Origin of the sequence: Arthrobacter sp. ZGTC212, from assembly GCF_002929255.1 — a bacterium.
In the GTDB taxonomy this organism is placed as follows: domain Bacteria; phylum Actinomycetota; class Actinomycetes; order Actinomycetales; family Micrococcaceae; genus Arthrobacter_B; species Arthrobacter_B sunyaminii.
The window spans coordinates 149,040-174,836 of the sequence record NZ_PJIJ01000003.1; the positions used below are offsets into that span (position 1 = coordinate 149,040).

General features: G+C 66.5%; 26 protein-coding genes. 19 read left to right on the forward strand and 7 right to left on the reverse strand.

Features of this window, described 5'->3' with window-relative positions:
* Positions 1-34 precede the first annotated feature (34 nt).
* The 6 genes from CXQ89_RS12935 to CXQ89_RS12960 all read left to right on the forward strand — a co-directional run bounded on the left by CXQ89_RS12935 (position 35) and on the right by CXQ89_RS12960 (position 6,835).
* Complete coding sequence (locus CXQ89_RS12935; RefSeq protein ID WP_104161560.1) at positions 35-1,000, forward strand: D-2-hydroxyacid dehydrogenase; 966 nt, start codon at positions 35-37, stop codon at positions 998-1,000.
* Positions 1,001-1,166: 166 nt separating this feature from the next.
* Entirely contained in the window at positions 1,167-2,204 is a 1,038-nt protein-coding gene (locus CXQ89_RS12940; RefSeq protein ID WP_104161561.1) for an NAD(P)-dependent alcohol dehydrogenase, read from the forward strand.
* Complete coding sequence (locus tag CXQ89_RS12945; RefSeq protein WP_181032339.1) at positions 2,201-2,881, forward strand: hypothetical protein; 681 nt, start codon at positions 2,201-2,203, stop codon at positions 2,879-2,881. The genes CXQ89_RS12940 and CXQ89_RS12945 overlap by 4 nt, the downstream gene beginning before the upstream one ends.
* Complete coding sequence (locus CXQ89_RS12950; protein WP_104161562.1) at positions 2,878-4,503, forward strand: GMC family oxidoreductase; 1,626 nt, start codon at positions 2,878-2,880, stop codon at positions 4,501-4,503. The genes CXQ89_RS12945 and CXQ89_RS12950 overlap by 4 nt, the downstream gene beginning before the upstream one ends.
* A 9-nt stretch (positions 4,504-4,512) precedes the next feature.
* Positions 4,513-5,700, forward strand: a complete 1,188-nt coding sequence (locus tag CXQ89_RS12955; protein WP_104161563.1) for an FAD-binding oxidoreductase — start codon at positions 4,513-4,515, stop codon at positions 5,698-5,700.
* Positions 5,701-5,938: 238 nt separating this feature from the next.
* The gene (locus CXQ89_RS12960; protein ID WP_104055022.1) at positions 5,939-6,835 is read left to right on the forward strand and encodes a lantibiotic dehydratase C-terminal domain-containing protein; all 897 of its coding nucleotides are present in this window, start codon (positions 5,939-5,941) and stop codon (positions 6,833-6,835) included.
* A gap of 23 nt (positions 6,836-6,858) precedes the next feature.
* Here CXQ89_RS12960 and CXQ89_RS12965 read toward each other — a convergent pair whose 3' ends face one another.
* A complete protein-coding gene (locus CXQ89_RS12965) occupies positions 6,859-7,209 on the reverse strand; it encodes a helix-turn-helix transcriptional regulator (protein ID WP_104055023.1) in 351 nt (116 codons plus the stop codon).
* Positions 7,210-7,320: 111 nt separating this feature from the next.
* Here CXQ89_RS12965 and arsB point away from each other — a divergent pair, with 111 nt between their 5' ends.
* Genes arsB through CXQ89_RS12990 form a run of 5 tightly spaced genes read left to right on the forward strand, consistent with a single transcriptional unit; the run spans position 7,321 to position 11,940 of the window.
* Complete coding sequence (gene arsB / locus CXQ89_RS12970; protein WP_374952984.1) at positions 7,321-8,424, forward strand: ACR3 family arsenite efflux transporter; 1,104 nt, start codon at positions 7,321-7,323, stop codon at positions 8,422-8,424.
* Positions 8,421-8,846 carry an arsenate reductase ArsC gene (locus tag CXQ89_RS12975; protein WP_104161565.1) on the forward strand — a complete coding sequence of 142 codons (426 nt, stop codon included), beginning with the start codon at positions 8,421-8,423 and terminating at the stop codon, positions 8,844-8,846. Before arsB ends, CXQ89_RS12975 begins: the two co-directional genes overlap by 4 nt.
* An 11-nt stretch (positions 8,847-8,857) precedes the next feature.
* Positions 8,858-10,345 carry an FAD-dependent oxidoreductase gene (locus tag CXQ89_RS12980; protein ID WP_104161566.1) on the forward strand — a complete coding sequence of 496 codons (1,488 nt, stop codon included), beginning with the start codon at positions 8,858-8,860 and terminating at the stop codon, positions 10,343-10,345.
* A complete protein-coding gene (locus CXQ89_RS12985) occupies positions 10,346-11,536 on the forward strand; it encodes an ArsO family NAD(P)H-dependent flavin-containing monooxygenase (protein ID WP_104161567.1) in 1,191 nt (396 codons plus the stop codon).
* Positions 11,449-11,940 carry a hypothetical protein gene (locus CXQ89_RS12990; RefSeq protein WP_146067254.1) on the forward strand — a complete coding sequence of 164 codons (492 nt, stop codon included), beginning with the start codon at positions 11,449-11,451 and terminating at the stop codon, positions 11,938-11,940. The genes CXQ89_RS12985 and CXQ89_RS12990 overlap by 88 nt, the downstream gene beginning before the upstream one ends.
* Before the next feature lie 38 nt (positions 11,941-11,978).
* Here CXQ89_RS12990 and CXQ89_RS12995 read toward each other — a convergent pair whose 3' ends face one another.
* Positions 11,979-12,821, reverse strand: a complete 843-nt coding sequence (locus tag CXQ89_RS12995; RefSeq protein ID WP_104161569.1) for an AraC family transcriptional regulator — start codon at positions 12,819-12,821, stop codon at positions 11,979-11,981.
* 103 nt (positions 12,822-12,924) lie between these two features.
* Between CXQ89_RS12995 and CXQ89_RS13000 the strand changes: the two genes are divergently transcribed.
* A complete protein-coding gene (locus CXQ89_RS13000; protein ID WP_104161899.1) occupies positions 12,925-13,464 on the forward strand; it encodes a maleylpyruvate isomerase family mycothiol-dependent enzyme in 540 nt (179 codons plus the stop codon).
* Positions 13,465-13,508: 44 nt separating this feature from the next.
* On the opposite strand, the gene CXQ89_RS13005 is transcribed toward CXQ89_RS13000, so the two are convergent.
* Positions 13,509-14,687 (reverse strand): ROK family transcriptional regulator, encoded by a 1,179-nt coding sequence (locus CXQ89_RS13005; protein ID WP_104055031.1) that lies wholly within the window; start codon positions 14,685-14,687, stop codon positions 13,509-13,511.
* A 232-nt stretch (positions 14,688-14,919) separates the two neighbouring features.
* Here CXQ89_RS13005 and xylA point away from each other — a divergent pair, with 232 nt between their 5' ends.
* From xylA to CXQ89_RS13035, 6 genes are all read left to right on the forward strand, one after another.
* Positions 14,920-16,107, forward strand: a complete 1,188-nt coding sequence (gene xylA / locus CXQ89_RS13010; RefSeq protein WP_104161570.1) for a xylose isomerase — start codon at positions 14,920-14,922, stop codon at positions 16,105-16,107.
* A 128-nt stretch (positions 16,108-16,235) separates the two neighbouring features.
* Positions 16,236-17,642, forward strand: coding sequence for a xylulokinase (locus CXQ89_RS13015; protein WP_104161571.1), 1,407 nt, complete (start codon positions 16,236-16,238; stop codon positions 17,640-17,642).
* 98 nt (positions 17,643-17,740) lie between these two features.
* Positions 17,741-18,094: a DUF3021 domain-containing protein gene (locus CXQ89_RS13020; protein ID WP_258060089.1), complete on the forward strand. Its 354-nt coding sequence runs from the start codon at positions 17,741-17,743 to the stop codon at positions 18,092-18,094.
* A 95-nt stretch (positions 18,095-18,189) separates the two neighbouring features.
* Positions 18,190-18,723, forward strand: coding sequence for a helix-turn-helix transcriptional regulator (locus CXQ89_RS13025; protein ID WP_104161573.1), 534 nt, complete (start codon positions 18,190-18,192; stop codon positions 18,721-18,723).
* Position 18,724: 1 nt separating this feature from the next.
* The gene (locus CXQ89_RS13030) at positions 18,725-19,810 is read left to right on the forward strand and encodes a serine hydrolase (RefSeq protein WP_181032340.1); all 1,086 of its coding nucleotides are present in this window, start codon (positions 18,725-18,727) and stop codon (positions 19,808-19,810) included.
* Positions 19,810-20,289, forward strand: coding sequence for a hypothetical protein (locus CXQ89_RS13035; protein ID WP_104161575.1), 480 nt, complete (start codon positions 19,810-19,812; stop codon positions 20,287-20,289). Before CXQ89_RS13030 ends, CXQ89_RS13035 begins: the two co-directional genes overlap by 1 nt.
* Before the next feature lie 4 nt (positions 20,290-20,293).
* On the opposite strand, the gene CXQ89_RS13040 is transcribed toward CXQ89_RS13035, so the two are convergent.
* From CXQ89_RS13040 to CXQ89_RS13050, 3 genes are all read right to left on the reverse strand, one after another.
* On the reverse strand, positions 20,294-21,265 hold the full coding sequence (locus CXQ89_RS13040) for an acetylxylan esterase (RefSeq protein WP_104161576.1): 972 nt from the start codon (positions 21,263-21,265) through the stop codon (positions 20,294-20,296).
* A gap of 166 nt (positions 21,266-21,431) precedes the next feature.
* A complete protein-coding gene (locus tag CXQ89_RS13045) occupies positions 21,432-22,757 on the reverse strand; it encodes a multidrug effflux MFS transporter (protein WP_308471685.1) in 1,326 nt (441 codons plus the stop codon).
* Positions 22,758-22,911: 154 nt separating this feature from the next.
* The gene (locus CXQ89_RS13050; protein WP_104161577.1) at positions 22,912-23,904 is read right to left on the reverse strand and encodes a nucleoside hydrolase; all 993 of its coding nucleotides are present in this window, start codon (positions 23,902-23,904) and stop codon (positions 22,912-22,914) included.
* A 141-nt stretch (positions 23,905-24,045) separates the two neighbouring features.
* Between CXQ89_RS13050 and CXQ89_RS13055 the strand changes: the two genes are divergently transcribed.
* A complete protein-coding gene (locus CXQ89_RS13055; protein ID WP_104161578.1) occupies positions 24,046-24,954 on the forward strand; it encodes a DUF5996 family protein in 909 nt (302 codons plus the stop codon).
* 167 nt (positions 24,955-25,121) lie between these two features.
* Here CXQ89_RS13055 and CXQ89_RS13060 read toward each other — a convergent pair whose 3' ends face one another.
* A complete protein-coding gene (locus tag CXQ89_RS13060) occupies positions 25,122-25,787 on the reverse strand; it encodes a LysR substrate-binding domain-containing protein (RefSeq protein WP_258060090.1) in 666 nt (221 codons plus the stop codon).
* Positions 25,788-25,797 lie beyond the last annotated feature (10 nt).

A 25,797-nucleotide genomic window follows, 5' to 3' on the forward strand; every position in this document is an offset into this window, starting at 1 on the left:
ATCCGGTCGCCGTCCTGCCCTTAGGGTTGAACCCATGCAGCCTCAACCCGTCATCGCTGTCCTTACCGGTAACGAACCCGTTCACGGGCTGGCCGCGCTTGAGCAGGTTGCCGAGGTCCGGATCACCGGCGCCGCGGGCCTGCCGGAAGCCCTGGCCGGGGCGGACATCCTTTACCTCTGGGACTTCTTCGCCGACGGCGTCCGGCAGGCGTGGCCGGCCGCGGACTCGCTGCAGTGGATCCATGTTCCGGCCGCAGGGGTGGATAAGCTGCTCTTCCCCGAGCTGGTGGCCTCCGACGTTGTGCTGACCAATGCGCGCGGAATCTTTGACCGGGCCATGGCCGAACACGTGCTGGGAGCGGTGCTGCACTTTGCGAAGGACTTTGGCCGGGCAGCGGCACAGCAGCAGCAACGGCAGTGGCAGCGGTACCCCACCACGGATCTGGCGGGGGCTTCCGTGCTGGTCGCCGGTACCGGCAGCATCGGCCGATGCACCGCCGCGCTGCTCACCGCCGTCGGGATGCGCGTGCAGGGACTTGGACGCACTGCCCGCACCGGCGACCCCGACTTTGGCACGGTCCATGCCAGCGAAGATTTCGCCGCCGTCGCCGGGGACTTTGACTACGTGGTGCTGGCCGCGCCGCTGACGCCGGCAACCCGGAAGATGCTGGGCCGTGACGTGCTGGCGGCGATGAAGCCGACGGCGGTGCTGGTCAACGTGGGCCGGGGAGCCCTGGCCGATGAGTCGGCGCTGGAGGACGCGCTGCGCGCCGGAAAATTGGCGGGAGCAGCCCTGGATGTCTTCGAGACCGAGCCGCTGCCAGGACACAGCGGGCTGTGGGAACTGCCGAACGTGCTCGTCACCCCGCACCTCTCCGGAGACGCCAACAAGCAGCTGCCGGCGCTGGCGCAGCAGTTCGCGGACAACCTCGACGCCTGGAAGGCGGGCCGGCCGCTGATGAACGTGGTGGACAAGAATCTGGGGTTCGTCGCCTCGTAGGCCGGACGCGGGTCCGCCGGACAAATCCCGTTACCCGTTGACCCTGCACCCCGCTCCGGATAAGACTGGGACGCACTGCCGGACGGATTCCTTTCACTGAATTTCCGTAGCCGAATCCCGCCGGCCAACTTGAGCTCGCCGAATTCAACGGGGAAGGAAGTGCGGCGTGAAAGCTGTCCGGGTGCACCGCTACGGCGAAGATCCACACATAGACGAGGTGCCCGAGCCGAAGATCACCGGCCCCTGGGACGTGATCGTGGACGTGGGTGCCGCAGGCCTGTGCCGCACGGACCTGCACGTCATCGAGGGCCAGTGGGACGCGATCCAGCATCCGCAGCTGCCCTACATCCTTGGCCACGAAAACGCCGGCTGGGTCCGCGAGGTGGGGTCCGCCGTTTCCAACGTGGCCCCCGGAGACACCGTCATCATGCATCCGCTGGTGACCTGCGGACTGTGCTCCGCCTGCCGGGAGGGGCAGGATTCGCACTGTGAGAACGCCCTGTTTCCGGGACTGAACACCGACGGCGGCATGGCTGAACAGCTCAAAACCAACGCCCGCGCCGTGGTGAAGCTGGACCCGTCCCTGCGGCCCGCGGACATTGCAGCACTGGCCGACGCCGGCCTGACCGCCTACCACGCGGTCCGCAAGGCAGCGCCGCTGCTGTATCCGGGAACCCAAGCTGTGGTGATCGGCGCCGGCGGCCTGGGACACATTGGCGTGCAGTCGCTCAAAGCGCTCACCGCCGCCGCCATCACCGTCATCGACACATCCGAGGCAGCCCTGGAACTCGCTTCCGGCCTGGGCGCGGACACCGTGCTGCGCAGCCCGGACACCGCCGCCGTCCGAGAAGCCACCGACGGGGGAGCGCACGTGGTCTTTGACTTCGTGGGGGAGCACGGCACGGAGGCACAGGGCCTGGAGATGCTCCGCAACCGGGGCAGCTACTACGCCATCGGGTACGGCGGCGAGGTCCGCATTCCCACCATCGAGCTGATCTCGCGGGAAATCTCCGTGGTGGGCAACCTGGTGGGCACCTATCAGGACCTGGTGGAACTGATGACCCTCACTGCCCAGGGCGACATCACCCTGCACACCACCGCCTACGACCTGGACGACGCCGTCCAGGCCATGCATGACCTCGACGCCGGAAAACTCACCGGCCGCGGCATCCTCATCCCGCCAGCAGGAGGAAGAAGCACATGACATACCCGGCCAAATACCCCACCCTGAACGAAACCACCCTCACCCCGGAAGCCCGCGCGATCCTCAAACGCATCATCAAAACAGCCTTTCCGCATCCGGACTTCCCCGATGAAGCCTATGAGCGGATGACCAGCCGGATTGTCACGGAAGCAGACGCCTCCACCTGGTTCCGGGTAGTCCTGACCCAGGGGCTTATTGCGCTGGGAGCCCAGTCGGAGGAACCGTTCCTGGACCTGACCGACGAGCGGGCGCTGGCCGTGCTGCGCCGGGTGGCCGACCTGGAGTTCTTCGGCTTCATCCGCCGCACCACGGTACTGAACCTCTACGACGATCCGCAGGTCTGGGAAGTGCTCGGCTACGAGGGACCGTCCTTTGACAAGGGCGGGTACCTGCACCGCGGCTTCGCCGACCTGGACTGGCTGCCCACGCCCCGGATCGAAGCGCCGGACGGCTTCGTTCCCGACACCGGGCCGCTGCCGTATCCGGTGCTGCAGCCCGGCCAGTCAGGAACAGCCGGCACAGGCGCAGGCGGCAGCGAAACCACCGCCGGAAACGCCGACAGCGCCCCGGACCGCGATGCCGCGGCAGGTTCGGCGGCCGCCAGAGCGGCAGGGCCGGCTCCGGAATCGGGCACCGGAGCCCAGGCATCCCAGCAGCGCGGAGGAGGAAGCAAATGAGCGAGGGCATCAGCAGTTTCCGGCCGACGGGGTCCGCGGATCCGCTGGCGGAGTCGGCGCACTTTGAGCTCGACGACGAGTCCGTCGTCGTCGTCATTGGTTCCGGAGCCGGCGGCGGCACGCTTGCCCACGAACTGGTGGAAAAGGGCGTGAAGGTGGTGCTGCTCGAAGCCGGACCGTTCCTGACCAACTCGGATTACGTGAACAACGAGTGGGAAGCATTCAACCAGATGGCCTGGCTGGATCCGCGCACCACCTCCGGGACCTGGCGCATCGCCCGCGACTTCCCGAACCTGCCCGCCTGGATCGTCAAGGCCGTGGGCGGCTCCACCACGCACTGGTCCGGAGCCACGCCGCGGTTCAAGGCGCACGAGTTCACCTCGCGCACCACGTATGGGCGGATCGACGGCGCGAACCTGCTGGACTGGCCGCTCACCCTGGAGGACCTGGAACCCTACTACGACCGCGCCGAGCGGAAGATGGGTTCCACCCATGTGCACGGCAGGCCGCCGCTGCCGGCGAACAACAACTACAAGGTGTTCGCCAACGGTGCCGAAAAGCTGGGCTACCGTCACTTTGCCACCGGCCCCTACGCCACCAACGCCGAACCCTACGACGGACGGCCGGCCTCGGTGCAGGACGGCTTCAACTTCCAGGGCGACAAGTCCGGCGCCAAATGGTCCACGCTGGTGTCCGAGATTCCCAAGTCCTTGAAGACAGGCCGGCTGGACCTGCGCCCGGACAGCCAGGCCGTGCAGATCACCTCCACCCCCGAGGGCCGGGTGGACGGGGTGGTGTACGCCGACGGCGACGGGCAGCTGCATCATCAAAAGGCGCGGGTGGTGGCGGTGGCGGGCAACGCGATCGAAACGCCGCGGCTGCTGCTGCTCTCGGGCTCGCCGCTGTTTCCGGACGGGCTGGCGAATTCCTCGGGCCAGGTGGGGCGGAACTACATGCGCCACACCACCGGTTCGGTGTACGCCCAGTTCGAGGCGCCGGTGCACATGTACCGCGGCGAGACCATGGCAGGCCTGATCGCGGACGAGTCCCGGCATGACCCGGACCGCGGGTTTGCCGGCGGCTACTACATGGAGACCATTTCGCTCGGTCCGGCGTTTCTGGCGTCCTTCGTGGACCCCGGGGCGTGGGGACCGGGCTTCGCCTCCATCTTGGACGGCTACCGGCGCACCGCCGGCATGTGGATTGTGGGGGAGGACATGCCGCAGGAAACCAACCGCGTCACGCTGAACACCACGGTCACCGACCCGCTGGGACTCCCGGTGCCCAACGTGCACTTCGACGACCATCCCAATGACGTCGCCATGCGCGAACACGGCTACGGGCAGGGACAGGCGCTGTATGAAGCGGTGGGGTCGATCTCGGTGGTGCGGACCCCGCCGTATCCCTCCACCCACAACATGGGCACCGCGCGGATGAGCCTGCGGCCGGAGGACGGGGTGTGCAACGGGTTCGGGCAGACCCATGACGTGCCGAACCTGTTCATTTCCGACGGCTCGCAGTTCACCACGGGGGCCGCGGCAAACCCCACGCTGACCATTGTGGCCCTGGCGATCCGGCAGGCGGAGTACCTGTCGGCGCAGATGGCCCTGGGCGAGATCTGAGGTGCGGCTGTGAGTTCTTCCGCTGCCGGGGGCACCGCGGCCGGGAGTGCCGGGAGCGGGCCGCAGATCGCCGTGCTCGGCGCCGGGATCCTGGGGGTGTCCGCGGCGGTGCAGCTGCTGCGCGGCGGCGCGTCCGTCACCCTGGTGACGGACGCGCATCCTGCCAGCGGGGCATCGGGTCGCTCCCTTTCGTGGTTGAACTCCGGCGGCGGCTATCCGCCGGAGTATCACCAGCTGCGGCTGGCCGGCATGGACCGTTACCGGACCCTGCTCGCGGAAAACCCTGACCTCGACTGGCTCCGGTTCGACGGCGGCGTGTACTGGGACGGCGGTGCGCTCGCGGACAGGTGCGAGGCGCAGCGGGACCGCGGATATGACGCACGGCTGGTTCCGGCGAGCGGCGTGGCCGGCGTGGCCCCCGGCCTGGACCCGGCGGCACTGCCGGCGGAAGTGCTGTTCAATCCCGGCGAGGGCTGGGTGAGCCTGCCACACCTCATCCGGCACCTGCTGGCAGAATTCGCGCTGCTCGGCGGAACCCTGGTCACCGCAGCGGGACCGGCCTCCGTGATCGTGGAAGGAGGCGCCGCCGTCGGGCTCCGCACTGAATCCGGGGAAGTGTGTCCGGCTGACGTGGTGCTGGTGGCCGCCGGCGCCGGCACTCCCGCCCTGCTTGATGGGCTGGGCGTGCAGCTGCAGGACGGATCGGATCTGGCCATGCTGGTGGTGACCGAGCCCAAGGCGCACGGCCTCAGGGCAGTGCTGAACACTCCGCGGGTATCCGTGCGGCCGCATCCGGGCTCCCGGCTCGCGATGGATTCCACCTGGTATCTGGATCAGATCACACCCAACGACGACGGCGGCTGGTCGGTGGATCCGCAGGTGGTGCTGGACCTGGTGGACGAGGCCTCGGCTCTGCTCGCCGGCCACCCGCGGCTGGTGGCACAGAGCTGGCGGATCGGGTTGAAGCCGGTGCCCGGCGACGGCCGGCCCGTGCTGGGGGAGCTGACCGGGCTGCCCGGATGCTACGTGGCGTTTACGCATTCCGGAGCGACTCTCGGGTTGATTGCCGGTGAGCTGCTGGCGCGGGAAATCCTCAGCGGACGGCGGCATCCGATGCTGGCTCCGTTCCGGCCGGAGCGGATGGCAGGCGACGTTCCGGTGCGGGCCGGGCACGCCGGGATCTTCGGCCAACTTTGAAACACTACGCAGCCGGTGAGCGGCTTTCAAGAGAGAACTTCGTGCAGGTCACGCTTTGTTTTCGCTTGGACATGGCTTACGCGGTTTCTGTGTCACGCTTTCGAGTTCAGACAGTGCCGCCTGGGCAGCCATGAATCCGGAGGATGGAATGAGTCACACCACGATACCGAGGACAGTTGAAGGGTCAGCGGACAGATCCGGCAGGCAGCGGGCCGGAAAGACCAGCCTTTGGTGGGCCATGACTATTGAACCGGAGGAGAAGGGGTCGTGTGACGGGTGGGTCAAGCATGTTGTTGCGCCGCTGAGCGCGCAGGCGCGGAACTGGGGTGCCGGCCGGGTGGGCTTCTCACGCAGCGAAGATGAGAACAGCCCCTCCCTAAACATGAATGTGGTGGCCCCCGCCGACGTGGTGGACCGTGTGTGGGACTTTGCCAACGCGCTGGCTCTCCGGTCCGGCCCGACGCTTGGCTCCGTAAAGCTTGCTCAAACCCAAACCAAGGCATTCACCCCGCCATGGGCGGGGCCGGTGCCACGGCAACTGGAACCACTAGTGGCAAAGTACGGTGGCATACAAGGTATGGAGCTGGCGGGCGAGATCGCGGAGGTTTCCTCTGACCTGGCTATTTGGGCGGTCGGCCGTTTCCCCGGCAGCAACATGCGCTCGCCGCTGGCCGCACTGCTGCTCTTCGACACGTGCCACAGCATGATGCGGGGGCCGCGGTCGGCTGTGTGGGCTGACCGTCGGACAGTGAGCTGGACGTACTACTGGGACACGCACCTGCGCAGCTGCACTGCTTCCTACGGCCTCCGCTCGGAGCACGCGCGCCAGATGCTGAAGGACCAGCTTGCTCCGCGGATTGTTCCTGCCCACCGGATCATGGCCGCCCTTGCCTCTGAGCCTTCCGTTGACGTTTGGCGCAAGCGCTGGGTGCGTGCTGTCGACCAGTACCTCTACGGCGCGTACAAGGCGCGGGTCAGCCGCAGTGCGCAGCAGATGACCATGACCCAGGGCAGGCATCTGCTCAACCGCCTGGGCATCTCCGTGCGTGATGAGGCTGCACTCGGCTTGTACGCCCGTGCCTGGAGCAAGGAACTTGAGGATGACCTTGCGCGAAAGGACGCTCCGAGACAGTAAGCCGGACGGCCTCCGGACCCTGTCTACCGCGGTGAGAGGACGGCGGCAACCCGTTCCAGTGCCCCCGGGATGATGGAGTAGTAGGCCCAGACTCCCCGCTTTTCGCGGTGCAGGATGCCGGCGTCCACGAGGATCTTCAGGTGATGCGACACGGTGGGCTGGCCCAGGCCGACCGGCTCGGTGAGATCGCAGACGCACGCTTCCTTGTTCTCCTGTGCGGCGATCAGGGAAACCAGGCGCAGCCGCGTCGGTTCCGCCACGGCTTTGAGCAGCTGGGCGAAACGCTGGGCATCCTCGGCACTGAGCGCCTCGGATGTTACCGGCGTGCAGCAGGCTTCGGCGACGGGATCGGTAGCTGTCTGAACGGTGGTCACTCGTCCATTATGCACCTAGATTGACATCCGTCGATGTCTGGGAGAATACTCGGGATTGAAGGATATCGATCTTTCTCGATGCCTGCTGTCTCAATTGCCTCAAGGAGTTACGTGAGCATCCCCGCCGCACCGCCCCAAACCGGTCAGGTCACTGCCCGGCTGTCGACCCTGGACCGCTTCCTGCCCGTGTGGATCCTGACCGCCATGGTGACCGGCCTGCTGCTGGGCCGTCTGGTCCCCGGCATCGGCCCGGCCCTGGACTCGGTCAAGGTCGCCAACGTGTCCCTGCCCATCGCCGTCGGCCTGCTGGTGATGATGTATCCGGTGCTGGCCAAGGTCCGCTACAACGAAACCTCCAAGGTGGTGGCAGACCGGAAGCTGATGGTCACCTCGCTGGTGCTGAACTGGGTGGCCGCGCCGGCCTTCATGTTTGCGCTGGCCTGGATTTTCCTGCCGGACCTGCCCGAGTACCGCACCGGACTGATCATTGTGGGCCTGGCCCGCTGCATCGCCATGGTGATGATCTGGAATGACCTGGCCTGCGGGGACCGCGAAGCCGCCGCCGTGCTGGTGGCCATCAACTCCGTCTTCCAGGTCCTGGCCTTTGGCGCCCTGGGCTGGTTCTACCTGCAGGTGCTGCCCGGCTGGCTGGGACTGGAAACCACCAGTGTTGAGTTCTCCTTCTGGGCCATCACGCTCAGCGTCCTGATCTTCCTGGGCATCCCGCTGCTCGCCGGCTTCCTGACCCGCACCTTCGGCGAAAAAGCGAAGGGCCGCGACTGGTACGAGGGTAGGTTCCTGCCGAAGCTGGGACCGTGGGCTCTCTACGGACTGCTGTTCACCATCGTGCTGCTGTTCGCCCTGCAGGGGGACGAAATCACCTCGAACCCGCTCGACGTCGCCCGGATCGCACTGCCGCTGCTGGTGTACTTCGTGGTTGTCTTCAGCGTCGGCATGCTGCTCGGCAAGATCCTGAACCTGGGCTACCCGCGCACCACTACACTGGCGTTCACCGCCGCCGGCAACAACTTTGAACTGGCGATCGCCGTGGCCATCGGCACCTACGGGGTGACCTCCGGGCAGGCCCTGGCCGGCGTCGTAGGGCCCCTGATCGAAGTCCCGGTGCTGGTGGCCCTGGTTTACGTTGCCCTGTGGGCGCAGAAAAAGTACTGGCCCTCCGCCGCACCCGCCTCTCCAGAAATGACGAACCGATGAGCACCACCGAAACCACAGCCAAGCCCTCCGTCCTGTTCGTCTGCGTACACAACGCCGGCCGGTCGCAAATGGCCGCCGCCTACCTGCGCACCCTGGGCCAGGGGCGGATCGACGTCCGCTCCGCCGGCTCCGCACCCGCAGACTCCGTTAACCCCGCCGCCGTGGCGGCCATGGCAGAGGACGGGATCGATATGTCCGCGGAACTGCCGAAGGTCCTGACCACCGAGGCCGTGCAGGAGTCCGACGTCGTGATCACCATGGGCTGCGGCGATGCCTGCCCGATCTTCCCCGGCAAACGCTACGAGGACTGGAAACTCGAGGATCCCGCCGGACAGGGCGTGGAAGCGGTCCGGCCCATCCGGGACGACATCAAGGTCCGGATTCAGGATCTGATTGCAGACCTGCTGCCCGAGCACGCATAAAGGAGAACACCATGCCTGAGAACACCGACATTTACGAACTTCCCGTCGCCGTGATCGGCGCCGGACCCGTGGGCCTGGCCGCCGCCGCAGAGCTGCTCGAACGCGGCCTGACCCCGATCATCTTCGAAGCCGGCGCCACACCCGCTTCCGCCGTCGCATCCTGGGGCCACATCCGCCTGTTCTCGCCGTGGCAGTACGACGTCGACGCCGCCGCCCGCCGCCTGCTCGCCCCCACGGGCTGGCAGGAACCGGACGCCGAAACCCTTCCCACCGGCGCCGAGCTCCATGAGCAGTATCTGTCACCGCTGGCCGCCGTCCCCGCGATCGCCGACGCACTGCACACCTCCACCCGGGTTCTCGCCGTCAGCCGCGAGGGACTGGACAAGACCCGCACCGGCGGCCGGGAGAACACGCCGTTCCTTCTCCGGGTGCAAGACGCAGAGGGTGCGGTCACCGATTACCGGGCACGCGCCGTCATCGACGCCTCCGGCACCTGGCACACTCCGAACCCGCTGGGCCAGGCAGGGCTGCGGGCCGTCGGGGAAACCGACGCGTTTGAGGCAGGGCTGATCACCGGCCCGCTGCCCGACGTCGTTGGCCGCGACCGCGCCCGGTTTGCCGGCAAACACGTCCTGGTGGTCGGCGCCGGCCATTCGGCCGCGAACACCCTGCTGGCGCTGGGCGAACTGGCGGAGCAGGAACCCGGCACCCGGATCAGCTGGGCCATCCGCAGCGCCTCCGCCAACGGGGTTTACGGCGGCGGCGACCTGGACGGCCTGCCCGCCCGCGGCGCGCTGGGAAGCCGGCTGCGCACCCTGGTGGCGGACGGCCGGATCGAGCTCCACACCTCCTTCACCATCACCGGCTTCAAAACCTCCGATACCCTCGCCGTGATCGGCAATACGCCCGACGGCGAGAAGCAGCTGGACGTGGACCTGCTGGTGCCCGCCACCGGTTTCCGTCCGGATCTGGACCTGCTGCGCGAAATCCGGCTGGACCTTGACGCTGCCGTCGAGGCACCCAGGAAACTCGGTCCGCTGATCGACCCCGAGTTCCACAGCTGCGGAACCGTGGCACCGCACGGCGCCAAGATGCTCTCCCATCCGGAGAAGGACTTCTACATTGTCGGCATGAAGTCCTACGGACGTGCCCCCACGTTCCTGATGGCCACCGGCTACGAGCAGGTCCGCTCCATCGCCGCCGCCCTGGCCGGAGACCAGCAGGCCGCCGACGACGTTCAGCTGGTCCTGCCCGAAACCGGCGTCTGCTCCACGGACCTCGGCGGCAGCTGCGATGCCCCAGCTGACGGGGCAGCGGAAACAGTCTCCTGCTGCGGTGTACCCGAAGCGGAACCGGAAGCGTCGTCGTGCTGCGGTGCTCCCGAAGCGGCCCCGGAACCTGCCCCGGCGGCGTCGTCCTGCTGCAGCGCACCCGAACCGCAGTTCCTGGGCATTCCCACCGGCTTGGAACACGGCCGCTCCGCGGCTCGGGAGAGCTGATTGCCCGTCAACTCGGGGCGGGATGTTGATGTCCTGGTGATCGGGGGCGGCCAGGCCGGTCTCGCCGCGGGGTTCTACCTGAACCGGCTGCGGCGGGACGAGGCCTCGGGCCGCTCCGGCCCGGCTCCAACCTTTGCCATCCTGGACGCCAACGCGGAGCCCGGCGGTGCGTGGCAGCACTACTGGAACAGTCTGGAACTGTTCTCCCCGGCGGCCTACAGCTCCCTGCCCGGCTACCAGATGCCTGCCTGGAAGGGCGAAGGCAACCCCTCCGCCGACCACGTTGCGAACTATCTTCGCACCTATGAATCGCGCTATGACCTGCCGGTGCACCGCCCGGTCCGGGTGGAAGCTGTTCGCATGGGTGAGGGCGGCGGATACGTCGTTGATACGGACCACGGGCGGTGGACCAGCCGGGTGGTCATCAACGCCACCGGAAGCTGGAACACCCCGGACATTCCGCGGTTGCCCGGAAGTGACGGGTTCACCGGACAGCAGCTGCACACCGCCGGCTACCGGGGTCCGGAGTCTTACGCGGGACGAAACGTTGTGGTGGTGGGCGGCGGCAATTCCGGGGCTCAGATCGCCGCGGACCTTGTCCCGACCGCCCATGTCACTTGGGTGACCCGGACGCCGCCGCGGTACCTGCCCGACGACGTCGACGGCCGGGCACTGTTCGACATCGCCACCCGCCGGGTCAAGGCTCTCGCTGCCGGGGAGCCCGGAACAGGCGGGGTCGCTTCCTTGGGAGACATTGTTGCCGTTCCGGCGGTGCGGAAGGCCCGTGACGCCGGGCTGTTGGACGCCCGGCCGATGTTTGCCCGCCTTCTTCCCGGGGGAGTGCAGGAGGAGGACGGAGGCAGGCTGGATGCTGACGTCATCATCTGGTGCACCGGCTTCCGGCCGGACCTGCAGCATTTGCAGCCTTTGGGCCTGACCCTGCGGAACGGTGTTCCGGCGACTGATGCACAGCTGCCCGCCCAATCCGTCGACAGCCCCGGGTTGTTCTTCCTTGGCTACGGAGACTGGTGCGGACCGGCATCGGCCACGCTGATCGGTGTGGGAGCAACAGCCCGGGACGCCGTTTGGGCTAGGCTCCCCGCATGGGAAACCAACAGCGCACACCGGAAGAGGAATACCGACGCTACGCCCGGCCTGAACCGGGACGCGCCGGAGACTGGGTGGAAGTGATCGATGACGGCGGCGGACGGCAGGTCGAAGCCGACCACACCGCGGGTCCGCCGTACGGGGCCGCCGATAATCCGGACTCCACCGGCATGGCGAACGTCACCGCTTCGGCGTCTGCGGATCCTTCGCCGCAGCAGCGCCGCAATTGGAGCCTATGGGCAGCCTGGGCGCTGGTGGCACTGATGCTGGTCCTGGGGTTGGGGTGGCTCTTCGGGTTCGTCGCTTCCCCGTGGGACGATTACCAGGCTCAGGCCTCGGGTTCCGGACTGCCCGAGACACAATCCCAGGAGCTGCGGCTGAACCTGTATACGCTGGGGCCCTCGATGACCGCTGCTGGAGCGCTGGGAGCCGTCATCCTGCTGGCCGTGCAGGCGACAATGTTCCACCGGTCCCGGCGGGCGCACTAAGTCCAGAACTCACTTGAGGCACTATCCGGCTAAACGGCCTATGGGCGCTTGGCGTTCCTCAGCGGATCAGCCAGAGCTGCGAACTCACCGGGAGTCCATCCGGTGGCACGGCGGAAGTCGCGGGAGAAGTGGGCCTGGTCCGAATAGCCCAGGCCTGCTGCAATTCTGCTGAGTGAACCGCAGCCTGACCTCAGCTCCTGCCCGGCGTCCTGCAGCCGCCGCTGGCGGATCAGCCACTGAGGAGTGACACCCAAAAACCGGCCGCACAGCCGCTGCAGGGTCCGCTCGTTCAAACCGACGGCGTCAGCGAGGGATGCAACACTGACGATGCCCGGGTCTTCTTCCACCCGGGCCGCCACGCGGTTGGCCAGGGCGGCCTCACGGGTGTCCGGGCCAAGCAACATGAACCGTTCCTCCACCAGCTGCTGCACGGCAACATGCACCTCGGGAACGGCGGGATGCTCCCGCATCAGCTCACGTACGCCGGGCACCAGATCAGCCAGGAGGGGGACGTCCGCCAGATCCAGGTGGCGGTTTGCCAGCGTGGAAACATCCCGGCCGAGCAGCGTCCGGCCAGCACCGGGCCGGACCATCACTCCGAAGGTCCATCCGCTGCCCTTCAGCGTCACCCGGGCTGCCGTCGTCCGGGGTCCAATCAGCCGCGCATATTCTGCGGAGATGCTCAGCAGGCACAGGGGATAGGTAAGGATCCGCTGTTCGCGGGACTCTCCTTCGGGCACCTCCCACACCGGAATCCAGAAGACGCGCAACCATTGCCGCACCGCCGGGTCCGGCTCGTAGCGGTAGATGGTGAATGACCGGTCGTTCGCGGCGCGCAGGTGACCTCTGCTGATTTCGCTTCCGCCGCCGTCGTCGAACATGTTTCACGCCCCGGTCGCTGTCGGATTTGTTCAAGACACCCTGCAGGGCGCCGAGTAGGTTGAGGAAAACCTAGCCCAGGACAGGCGATACGTGGAGGGGATCATGGAAACAGCTTTGCAGGTGTGGCGCAGCCGCGCGGATTTGTTCAGCTCGGTGGCCGCCCGGACCAGTGATTGGAACGCGGCCACACCGTGCACGGAATGGACGGCCCGAGACGTCGTTGACCATGTGGTGTCCACCCAGCGGGAATTCCTGGACCAGCACGGACTCGCCGACGGCATGCCCGACGGCGGCGATCCGGGGGAGATCTGGCGCAGCCATGAACGCCTTGTGTCCGGGCTGCTGGCCGATCCTGCCATCGCCGGGCGGGCATTTGACGGCTATTTCGGGCCCGATACCGTTGGCGGGACACTCGCCGGGTTTTACGGCGTCGACCTTATTGTGCACCGCTGGGATCTGGCCGTGTCCCAAGGGCTGGACGCCGAGCTGACCGGCTCGGATCTGGAGGCCGTGGACGCGGCGATGGATGTGTTTGGCCGGCAGGCCTATGCGCCCGGGCTCTTCGGCCCGCCGGTTTTGGTTCCGGACGGCGTCGTCGACCGCTGCAGCCGGGTCCTCGCCCGGACGGGGCGGCGGGCTTAGGCCCGGACCAGTGGGGCTTGTGCTGCCTCCTCAGGTCCGGACCCCTAAAGCGAACCCACCGACGCCGGATCGGCCAGCAGCCCGGAGAACACGAGCTCGGCAGCACCCACGAGCAGGAGATCCGTGCCCAGGGCGGCGCGGCGGATGGACACTTTGCTGCCCAATCCGCCGATGGCACCGGCCGACACCCCGGACTCCAGACGGCCGGGGACGAAAGAGTGCAGCACGCCCAGGAAGCCGCCGAGCACGATGGTGCCCGGGTTGAAGATGTTCACGAAGTTGGCCAGGGCCTCCGCGAGCAGGTCCAGCTGCCGGTTGGCTTCGGCGATCAGCGCGGGGGAGCTGTTCTGCGTCATGGCGTCTTCGAGCTGGTCCTGATCAGCATGGTCCAGCCCCAAAAGCGCCAGCAGCCTGCCCAGGCTGACCTCCGTTTCCAGACAGCCGCGGCGCCCGCAATGGCAGGGTGTGCCTCCGGGGGTCACCACGGTGTGGCCGAGTTCCCCGGCGAAGCCCGCCGCCCCGCGGAGCGGAACGCCGCCCACCATTGCGCCGCCGCCGATGCCGCTGGCGCTGCCGTTGAGATATACGACGTCGGACGCTCCCACCGCTGCGCCGAACAGGCTTTCGGCCAGGGAGCCGAGATTGGCATCATTTGCGGCGCGCGCCGGTAATCCCAGGCCGGTGCTCAGGGCTGCCGCGAGCGGCTCGTTGGCCCATTGCAGGTGCGGGGCGAGCAGGACGGAACCGTCGGTGCTGTTGACCAGTCCCGGCACGGCTGCGCCCACTCCGATTACCCGGGTCATGCCCGCCAGCTCGGTCTGCATGCCTTCGACCACTGCCTTGGAAATGTTGACGGTCTCCGTCACCGACGGCAGGGACCCGGCGTCGTACCGGACCCTGCGGTGGACCTTGCCGCCCAGCCCCACCACGCCCACCGTGACCGCATCGACGTCGGGATGCACGGAAATGGCCGCAATGCGATTGTTCGCGTGAACCAGCGGACTAGGCCGGCCCACCCGTTTGAGGGCAGGCGGCTCCGTCTCGTACGCGAGTCCCAGTTCGCTGAGTTCGGCCACGAGCGCGCCAACAGTGGAGCGGTTGAAACCGCAAAGACGGGTCAGATCGGCACGGGAGAGCGGTCCGCGGCGGTGCAGGAGGGTCAGGACGCGGGAGAGGTTCTGCGCGCGGATACTCTCCGTGCCGGAGGGGGTGCCGTTGTGCATGCTCTGCCGTTTCTGCCGGGAAGTTGTTTGCCTGCGTTGTTCCGGACCGCAAACCGGACCGTTTCTCAGCGTAACCCCATGTGGACGCGGATGTCCGGTTTTGTTGTGGGGAGACAGAAATATGGTCCAGGGAGGGTTGACGGGCGCATCTAAGGAGGCAAAAGGCATTGACAGCGGAGCCCGGGAGCCATAAGTTGTTGTTCCCAACTAATATCGGCTTTTGGAGTGAATTGTGACAACGACGCCCTCACCTTCCGACCGTTTTACCTTTGGCCTCTGGACAGTGGGCTGGACCGGCAATGACCCGTTCGGTGTTCCCACCCGTGCGGAGCTGGATCCGGTGGAGGCCGTCCACCGGCTCGCCGATCTGGGTGCGTACGGCATCACGTTCCACGACAATGACCTGATTCCGTTCAATGCCACGGCCTCCGAACGCGAGCAGATCCTCAAGAACTTCCGGGCGGCCCTGGCCGAAACCGGCCTCAAGGTTCCCATGGTCACCACCAACCTCTTCAGCCATCCGGTGTTCAAGGACGGCGGTTTCACCTCCAATGACCGCTCCATCCGCCGTTTCGCGCTGCGCAAGGTCATGGCCAACATGGACCTGGCCGCCGAAATGGGTGCTGAAACCTTCGTCATGTGGGGCGGGCGTGAAGGCTCCGAGTATGACGGCTCCAAGGATTTCGCCGCCGCCTACGACCGGATGAAGGAAGGCGTCGACACCGTCGCCGGCTACGTCAAGGAGAAGGGCTACAACCTGCGCCTTGCGCTGGAGCCCAAGCCCAACGAACCCCGCGGCGACATCTTCCTGCCCACCGTCGGCCACGCGCTGGCCTTCATCAACGAGCTGGAGCACGGCGACATTGTCGGCCTGAACCCGGAAACCGGCCATGAACAGATGGCCGGGCTGAACTTCAACCACGGCATCGCCCAGGCACTGTGGGCCGGCAAGCTCTTCCACATTGACCTCAACGGGCAGAAGTCCATCAAGTTCGACCAGGATCTGGTGTTTGGCCACGGCGACCTGACCAGCGCCTTCTTCACGGTGGACCTGCTCGAAAACGGCTTCCCCAACGGCGGCCCGCACTACGAAGGTCCCCGCCACTTCGACTACAAGCCTTCCCGCACCGAAGGCTATGACGGCGTCTGGGAATCCGCGAAGGCCAACATGTCCATGTACCTCCTGCTCAAGGAACGTGCCCTCTCCTTCCGCGAAGACCCCGAAGTCCAGGAAGCGCTGACCACCTCCGGTGTATTCGAGCTGGGCCAGCCCACGCTGGCCGCAGGGGAAAGCACCGCGGACCTCCTGGCCGACACTTCGTCCTTCGAAGACTTCGACGCAGACAAGGCAGCCGAACGCTCCTTTGGATTTGTCCGGTTGAACCAGCTCGCGCTGGAACACCTCATGGGCGCCCGCTAAAGAGCCGCCGTACTGCAACGCCGGGTCCGTTGCCACGGGCCCGGCGTTGCAGTGTCGAAAAGAGTAAGCAGCGTTTAAAGAGAAGCAGTGTTTGCAGAGTTGCACCGAAAACTATGAAAGGTACCGCCATGGCACTGGTCGCCGGAGTGGACAGCTCCACTCAGTCCTGCAAAGTGGTCATTCGGGATTCCGCCACCGGCGCCCTGGTCCGCTCCGGAACCGCTCGGCATGCCGAGGGCACCGAAATCGATCCCGAAATCTGGTGGCGTGCCCTGCAGGAAGCGATCCAGGCTGCGGGCGGGCTCGACGACGTCGAGGCCGTGGCGGTTTCCGGCCAGCAGCACGGCATGGTGTGCCTCGACGAGGACGGCGCGGTCGTCCGCCCGGCCCTGCTGTGGAACGACGTGCGTTCCGCGGCGGCGGCAGACAAGATGGTCTCCGAGGCCGGACCCGACGGCGCCGCCTACTGGGCGGAAATGACCGGCACCGTGCCGGTGGCCTCGATTACTGCGGCCAAGCTGCGCTGGCTGGCGGAGAACGAACCGGAAAATGCTGCCCGAACGGCCGCGGTCTGCCTGCCGCACGACTGGCTGAGCTGGCGGCTGGCCGGCTACGGCCCGGGCAGCGGCCGCGCCGGGCTCGAGGCGCTGCGCACCGACCGCTCGGATGCGTCAGGAACCGGTTACTGGTCACCGGCCACCGGCGAATATCTTCCCGCCGTGCTGGAACAGACTCTGGGGCATGTACCGCTGCTGCCTCGGGTGCTCGGGCCGCTGGAAGCGGACCAGCGGACGCCGTCGGGCGCTCTCATTGCACCGGGCACCGGGGACAACGCCGGGGCCGCCCTGGGCGTGGGAGCCGGGGTGGGCGACGTCGTCGTGTCCGTAGGCACCTCCGGCACCGTGTTTGCGGTGACCGACGACCCTTCCGCCGATGCCACCGGTCTGGTGGCCGGATTTGCCGATGCCACCGGCCACTTCCTGCCGCTAACCGCCACGCTCAATGCCTCACGGGTCCTGGATGCCACCGCAGCGCTGCTGTCCGTAAGCCTTCCGGAACTGACCCGGCTGGCATTGACGGCTCCGGACGGCGCCGGCGGGCTGAGCCTGGTGCCCTACTTTGAAGGGGAACGGACCCCGAACCTTCCCGACGCCACGGGATCGCTGCACGGAATGACCCTGGCCAACTTCACGCGGGAGAACCTGGCGCGCGCCGCCGTCGAAGGCATCGCCTGTTCCCTGGCAGATGGCCTGCAGGCGCTGCGAAACCTGGGTATTGAAGCCCGCCGGGTCATCCTGGTGGGCGGAGGGGCCCGCTCCGAAGCGCTCCAGCACGCCGTTTCCGCAGTGTTCGGCCTGCCCGTTACCGTGCCCTCCCCAGGGGAGTATGTGGCAGACGGGGCCGCACGGCAGGCGGCCGCCGTGCTCACCGGTGCTTGGCCGGAGTGGATGGCCGCGAGCGAATCCGTGGTGAACGCAGACGCCGCGCCGCAGGTTCTGGCAGCATACCGGCAGGCCGCGGCCACGGCAGGGTGAACTGAAGCCTGCGCCCCCAACCGCGGTGTGGCCGGTAGGTTGAGCCCATGAAACTTTGGGGGCAGGCAGCACTAAGAGGCGGTATTCCGCTTGTGATCATGTCGGGAATCTCTGTGGCGCTTTATGCGCAGGGAGAAGCGGAGGATGGGCGCGGCACGTTGTTCGCTGCGCTCATTTTCGGCGTGGTAGCGGCAGCGTCCGTTATTTACGACGTCGAGAGGTGGACGCTCGCCCGGCAAACGGTGGTTCACTTCGCCGTGATGATCGTAACCGTCCTGCCGCTGCTCTTCGTCAGCGGCTGGTTCCCCACCCGGACGGCAGTGGACTATTTCGCCATTGTGGGGACCTTCCTGCTGGTGGGGCTGATGCTCTGGACTGCTGCGTTTGTGGTGTTCGGTGTGCTGGTTCCCCGGTTCCAGGCGCGGTCCACGCGTGATCGGGTGCCTCACTAAGGGCCCCTTTTAGGCCGTCTTGAGCCGTCTTTCTGAAATTTTACGAATAATTCTGGAATCCTTGTAAAAGTTCTGGAATTACGTAATTATTGGGCATGGCCAAAGAACAAGATGCCGGACGGGAAGCACTGGAGTCCCGGGTGCAAGCGCTGGAGGCGCGGCTTGACGCACTGGAACAGCAGGTCGATTCCCGTGAACAGCGGCCCGCCGCAGACCCAACGGACGTCTTCTGGGCGCTCAACGGATTGCGGGACCGCTACCCCGATCCCGGTGCCGTTCTTTTTGCCGGCACCGCCAGCACTGCGGGCGGTGCGCGCTATGAGTATCAATACGGACTCGAAACGGGGCATCTGCTCGACGTCGACTGGACCCAATTCGCCGACTCGCTGGCGTCGCTGGGACATCCTGTCCGACTGGCTGTCCTGCGGGCGGTCCTGGGCGGAACGGAAACCGTGGCCGGACTGGTGGACGATCTGGGGCTGGGATCCTCAGGCCAGATGTATCACCACATTCACCAACTGACGGCCGCCGGCTGGCTGACGCCGCACGCCCGGTCCCGCTATGCGATTCCCCCGGCACGGGTCATTCCGCTGCTGGCCATTCTCACCGCTGCTTCCGGAGGTAACTGAAATGGGAACTCAACGACGAAAGATCCTGGGGATCCTGACGGCGGCCGCGGTCCTGGCCTGCGGGCTCCTGGCCGCACCCTGGGCACCGCGGTTGTCCTCCGACATTTCCGGGGACAGGGCCTTGGCCGAAGCCGTCCGGCCCTTGCTGCAGAAACCTGCCGACCAGGTCAGCGTGGTCTATCTTGAGGACGGCACCGCCAAGTTCGCCGGATTCGGAGCCGACGAACACACCGAGTTCGAGATTGGCTCGGTGTCCAAGACCTTCACTGCTGCTCTCTTGGCGGATGCCGTCGAGCGCGGTGAGTTGACCCTGGAAACGACCGTCGCGGACATCCTGGGGCCTGATCTGGCCGACTCTGACGCCGAAATCGGCACAGTCACCCTTGCAGAGCTGGCGAGCCACCGCTCCGGGCTTCCCCGCCTGGCTACCGATCCGGGGTCTCTGGTCTTCAATTTTCTGGGGGTGGCTTTGCACCGCGATCCGTATCCGGCCTCACCGGCCGCAATTCTGGAGCACGCCCAGTCGGCCCCGGTGGGCGGGCGGGGCAGCGTGAGCTACTCCAACCTCGGCTACGCCTTCCTGGGCCAGCTCCTCGCCAAAGCAGCCGGCATGAGTTACGCCGATCTGCTCCAGCAGCGCATCCTGGATCCCCTGGATATGAAGGACACGTATGCGCCGGTGACAGCGGACAACCTGCGGCCAGGTGCCCCGACCGGCCGAAGCGCCGGCGGGCTGGGCCAGGGAGCCTGGACAGGCAACGGCACGGCTCCGGCCGGCGGAATCCGCTCAACCGCTGCCGACATGGCGCGGTACACCCAGGCGATGCTGGCGGGCACCGCACCGGGTTCAAAGGCTCTCGATCCGCAGTGGGACGCCGGCGACGGTGAGCAGGTGGGCCTGGCCTGGTTCACTCAAGTCTCATCCGAGTTCCCTGCACAGGCCGTTACCTGGCACAACGGCCAGACCGGCGGGTTCGCATCCATGGCGGCACTGGACCGCGACGCCGAACGGGCGGTGCTCATCTTCTCCAATGTGGCAACAGGCCAGGAAGAAGCCGCCCTGACCCTGCTGAAGGAGGGCATCTGATGGCCTTCTCCCTTCTCGCCTGGCTGCTGGCCGGAGTTCTGGCCGTGACCTGCCTGTCCGTGGCCCGGTCCGCATGGAACCTTGGTGGACGCGGGCCCGGCATCAGCCGCATGGCGCTGCTGTCCAGCATGCTGGAGACAGCAGCAACCGCGGCATTCTTCCGGCTCGTGGTGCCCTGGAGCGCCGGAACCACCCTGCTGTGGGTGGTGGCCATGGCAGCTTTGGCAGCGGCGGTTGCCGGAGCGGTCATCCGCTGGCCGGAGCTGCCGTCGCATGCCGGGCTGCTGGACTTCGAGGCATCCGAACCCGTCACCACGGAATCCGACAGCCCCGAGCCCGGCAGCGGAGGCACGCTCCGGACCAAGCCGTCGCGAAAGGTGAAGAAGAAGTCCAAGAAGAAGGAACCCGGACGGACGGCAGTGGCAGTGCGCGCGGGCGTGCTGGCCGCCGTCGTCGTTCTCTCCTTTGCCGTGGGGTAGGCAGTTAGCCGGCGGCGGTCATCTCGCGCAGGAAGCGGACGGCGGCGAGGTCGTCCTCGGGACCGCCGCCCTCGTGCCCGTTGAACGGCCACGCCGTGATCTGCTTGGGCCCGGCGTAGGCGTTGTACGCCGCGTACACGGTGGACGGGGGAGTGATGGTATCCATGAGGCCGGCCCTGAACAGCGCCGGAACCGTGGCCTGGGCGGCGAAGTTCACGCCGTCGAAATAGCGCAGCGTCTGCTGCGCACGCTCGGCTTCGGTACGGTGGACGGCGAGGAAATCACACACTTCGCGGTAGGGATACGCATCGGTGATCTGCAGGGCGCGCGGAAAATCGGACAGGAACGGCACCCGCAGCACGGCACCCCGCAGGTCCGGGCAAAGTCCGGCAACAGCCAGGGCGACGCCGCCGCCCTGGCTGATCCCGGTCACCGCCACCCGGTCCGGGTCCACCATGGTCAGCTCGCGGGCGGCCTGAACAGCCCGGACGGCATCGGTAAACAACCGGCGGTAATAATAGGTCTGCGGATCCAGGATGCCGCGGGTCATGACCCCGGGGACCTGCGGTCCGCCGCTGCCGGCACCGTCCGGCGTGGCACCCCGGCTCCAGGAAGCACCCTGGCCGCGCGTGTCCATGTGCAGGTGGGCAAATCCGGCGCCCGCCCACAACAGGTTCTCGTGCGCTTCGCCGCGCCCGCCGCCGTAACCGACATACTCCACCACGCACGGCAGCGGCCCGGCGGCACCGTGCGGCACCCGCAGCCAGGCCCGCACCGGTTCACCGTTCCAGCCGGCGAACTGCACGTCGTAGACATCGATCGCGTCCAGCACCGTGGGTTCGGCAGTGACCTGCAGATCCAGCGGATGCGAGCGCGCCTGTGCCAGGGTTTCGGACCAGAAGTCGGTGAAGTCCTCCGGCCGGGTCTGGCTGCTGGTGTATCCCGCGAGCTGGTCGGCGGGCAGATCGGTATACATGCGGCAAGCCTAGCGCGTGACCCGGACATCGCAATGCAGTCGCGGGGTGTGATTCACCGGCCGCCATGGCCGGGATGCCGAACCGGGTTGGCAGCAACGATGCGCTGCTGTGTGCGCATCAGGGAAAGGGCGCCGACGGCGGAAACCGGGAGCGGGCTGAAGGACGTTAGCGCTCCGGCAGTTCGGCCTCGGTAGCGGGCCGGGCTGCGGCATCGGGCTGGTCTGCAGTGTCCGGCTCCGGCGAAGCGGCTGTGCCTTCCAGGGCCGCCGGGCCGCCCCGCCGGTAGGCCGGCGTGGCGATCGCAAGAACCAGGAACATGACGGCGCAGCAGGCAATGATCACGCCGGACATGGCAAGCGCCCCGCCACCGAACACGCCCACGAGGGGGCTGACGACGCCGGCCACGCCCACCTGCAGCGCACCGATCATGGCTGCGGCCGAGCCGGCCATGTGGCCGTAGTTACCCAGCGCAATGACGGTGGCGTTGGCCGCGATCAGCCCGTGCATGCCCAGCACCAGCCAGAGTCCGGCGGCCAGTCCGAAGACGCCGCCGATGCCGGTGATGACCACGACGGGCAGCAGCAGGGACAGCCCCAGAATTACCGGCACGGTCACCCGGAGGATGCGGGTGGGCGAGGAGCGGTGGACCAGGGCGGCGTTGACCTGGGCGGAGATGACCATGCCGGCGCCGTTGATGGCGAACACCAGGGCATACTGGCCGGGCGTCAGGCCGTATTCATCCTGGAACACGAACGGCGAACCCACCACATAGCTCATGATGACGGCCATGCCCAGGCCGGGGATGAAGGCCAGGGCCAGGAAATGCCGGTCCCGCAGCAGGACCTTGTAGCCGCGGAAGACGCTCGGACCCCCGCGGGTGCGCCGGCGCTCCGCAGGCAGTGTTTCGGGCATGAACCGCCAGACAATAAGGACCAGCACCAGGCCAATGAGGGCGAGGGCAACAAAGACCGCCCGCCACTGCCAGATGCCGGCCACCGCCTGGCCGATGGTTGGTGCCAGCAGCGGTGCCAGCCCGATGACCAGCATCAGCCGCGACAACAGCCGGGCGGCATCCGAACCGACGAAGCGGTCCCGGATGACGGCGATCGCCACCACGCCGGCCGCCGCATTGAAGAATCCCTGCAGCACCCGCAGGCCGATCAGCGTTCCGATTCCGGGCGCCACGGCACACAGCAGCGAAACAATGACGTGAAGGCTGATGCCGATCAGCAACGGCAGGCGGCGTCCGAACCGGTCCGAGAAGGGGCCGATCACCAGCTGCCCGACGGCGGCGCCAATCAGGGTGCCCGACATGGTGAACTGGGCTGCGGCCTGGCTGGTGTTCAGCTCCGAGGCGACTGTTGGCAGCGATGGCAGGTACATGTCCGTGGTGACCGCCGGAAGCGCCGCGAGGGCACCCAGCATCAGGATGTACTTGATCCCTGGACGGTAGCTGGGGCGGACGCCCGGGGTCCTGGGGGAAGTGCTCAACGGGTTCCTTCGAAGTGTGTGGGGGAGAGTGTGTGGAGAGTGGCGGAAAAATGTGCACGCAGGCAACAAACTCCCCGTTCAGCCTAGGCGCCTAGGGTGCAGCGGAACAAGGGTGCCGGGCAGTGGCGTGCACCACTGACGGCCGGCACTCCAGTTAGTGCTGCCGTTCGGCCCGCAGCTGCACGGTGTCCAGAAAGGCTTGCACCATGAGCGGGTGATCCAGGCCGAGGGCCACCTCGATGACCGGTACGGGACCGGCGTCGCCGTGGTGCTCACTTTCTCCCGGCTGCAGCCGCCGGTCCACCAGTGTCTGGCCGCGGCTGTGCCCGGAGAGTTCCACCCGTACCGGATACCGCAGCAGCTCCACCGTCTGCGGAACGGCAACGAGGCAGGCAGCTCCGGCGTCGCCGATGGTTACCGGCTTGGAGTCGGTTCCGCCGCCGCGGAGCCCACCCACGGTGAGGATATCCCCGACCAGACGGACGCCGTCGTCGTTGGACCGGGCGAGCGGAAGGTACTGTGCGGGTTCCAGCGTCGCCTGGACAAACACGTCCAAGCCGTACATGACGGTGGGAATGCCGCTGTGGATCACCATGGCCAGGGCTTCGGGGTCATGCCAGGCGTTGAACTCGGCATGTGAGGTTGCGTTGCCGATGCCGGCCGAGCCGCCCATGAACACGATGCGGTCCAGTTTGCGGGCCGTGGCGGGGTAGGCCCGCAGGAACAGCGCCACGTTGGTTAACGGCCCCAGTGCCAGCAGCGTGACGGGAACCGGAGAGTCCTCAACGGTGCGGTGCAGCAGTTCGATGGCGGCCATGGCGGCGGGGGAGTGAGGGCTTCGCGGAAGCTCGAGTCCGCCCAATCCGTTGGTGCCGTGGAAGGCGTGGGCGTTCCGGGGCTCGTTGAGCAGCGGCCGCTCCGCACCCCGGGCCACGGGAACGCTGCCGGCTCCGGCGGCATGCAGAACGTCCAAGGTGTTCCGGACCACCTGGTCCACATCGGTGTTGCCGGCCACGCAGGTCACGGCCAGCAGGTCGATGCGCGGGTCGCGGGCCAGGAACACCAGTGCCAGGGCATCGTCCATTCCGGTGTCGACGTCGGCGATTACGGCTGCGGGAACGGCAGCGTTTTCGGGGGCGGGATTCATCAGTGCTCCGTCGGGTTTGGGATTTCAGTCTAGCCAGCGTCCCGCTGGTCATTGACCGTGAAACAGGCACGTTTCACACTGGGAGGAACCCGGCGCGGCAGGTCCGGCCGCTGGCTCCGCCACCGTGAGAAGGCTTCTCCCATGGATCAGAGATTTCGAAATTACACCGAATGGCAGGACACCGCCGACACCCTGCATCTGTTCCTGCAGATGGCCGGAAAGGTGAAGCTGGGGCGCAGCTACAAACGGCCGGAGTGGGCGCACGTCCGGATGGACTGCACCATTCAGGGCATCGGCACCGGCATCATTCCGGCGGATGCCTGCAACTTTGAGATTTACTTCAACCTTGCGCAGCATCACGTGGACGTGCAGAACAGTCTGGGCGCGCGGGTACGAATACCGCTGGTGGACGGGCTCAGCGTCGCGGACTTTCACGGGCGGCTCATGGAGGCGCTGGAGGTCGTAGGCACTCCCACGCCGATAAACACGGCTCCGCAGGAGTTCCACGATCCCGTTCCTTTTGACCAGGACGCCAAGCATCATTCCTATGACCGGGAAGCTGTGGAACTTTTTCTGGCGAACCTGCAGTTCGCCTACCGGTGCCTGGCCGGCTTCCTCGCCCCGATGCGCGGGAAGGTGGACATGCCGGCGTACTGGTTCGGCACCATGGACCTCTCCGGCAACGTCTTCAGCGGGCAGCCGGCACCGTATTCGGGTACGGATGTGATTGGAAGGAACGGTTTCGACGAGAAGTTCTTCGAGGTGGGTTTCTGGCCCGGCGACACCAAGAACACAGCGCCGTCGTTCTACGCATTGCCCTATCCGTTCCTGGCGGACATCGGCACGTACGGATCCCTGCTGGAACCGTCTATGGCACAGTTTTTACCTGAGGAGAACGAGTTTGTCCTGCGGCTGGAGGATGCCTTTGCCGCGCCTGACCCGCAAAAGGCGGTGGAGGGCTTCTTCCGCTCCAGCTTCGGAATTCTGCAGCGGGTGGATCGTTGGAAGGATTTGGACTGGATCACGGAACCGCTGACCTACGGGGGATAGCGGCTGGCCGCAAAAGACCCGATGACGCCATCAAACCGAGGATGGAGCCTGCGCAACTGACGGGTTCCAGCAGCAATACAGACGCGTCCTTCTCCGGAGTTTTCGCATACTCCACTTGAGCGTCCGGGTAAGACAGTCATCACGAAAGTTGGGGGTGTCTGATGGGGTTAGATGTCTGACGCTTCGAGGGCAAAGATGAGAAATTCTAGAAATGTCGTTAACGCTATTGGGAGGTTTCTTCCAGCTTTAGTTTGTACTTGCAGATTGCGTTGCCCGAGCTCCTGCTCCTTTAGCTGAATGGTGATGACATCCCCATCCGCAATGTTCCGTAAGACGGTAATTTTACCCAGCAGGGTTACCGCGTCGCTTCCTCTGAGGAAGCTTAGTAGCGCATCGGGGTTGTCGCATACGAAGACAGGTTCAAGGGTGCGGCTTTCGGAGGCGCTGGCGAGATCGAAGAGACGACGATTCGTAGTGCTGGGTGACAAGAGTGCAAGCGGGTAGGGGACTAGATCATGCAGAGCCACTACTGTCTCCGACCTCAACGGATGTCCACGGTCTACCACAGCAACGAGGGGAGCTCGGCGAGAGTACATAATCGTGACGCCGGGATCAATCTTCAGATTGAACGTAACACCCACGTCGACTGATCCATCACGGACCATCTGGGTGACACTCTCTTGCTCCGTCACATGGAGACTAAACCGAACGGTGGGATGAAGTTCACGATACTGGGCTGCAACACGAGGCAGGAAGTCGTGTCCGGCACCATTGGATGCAGCCATCGTTATTGTGGCTTCGGCATTTTGCTGTTCGAAAATTTCGTCCTTCAAGTGACTTGCA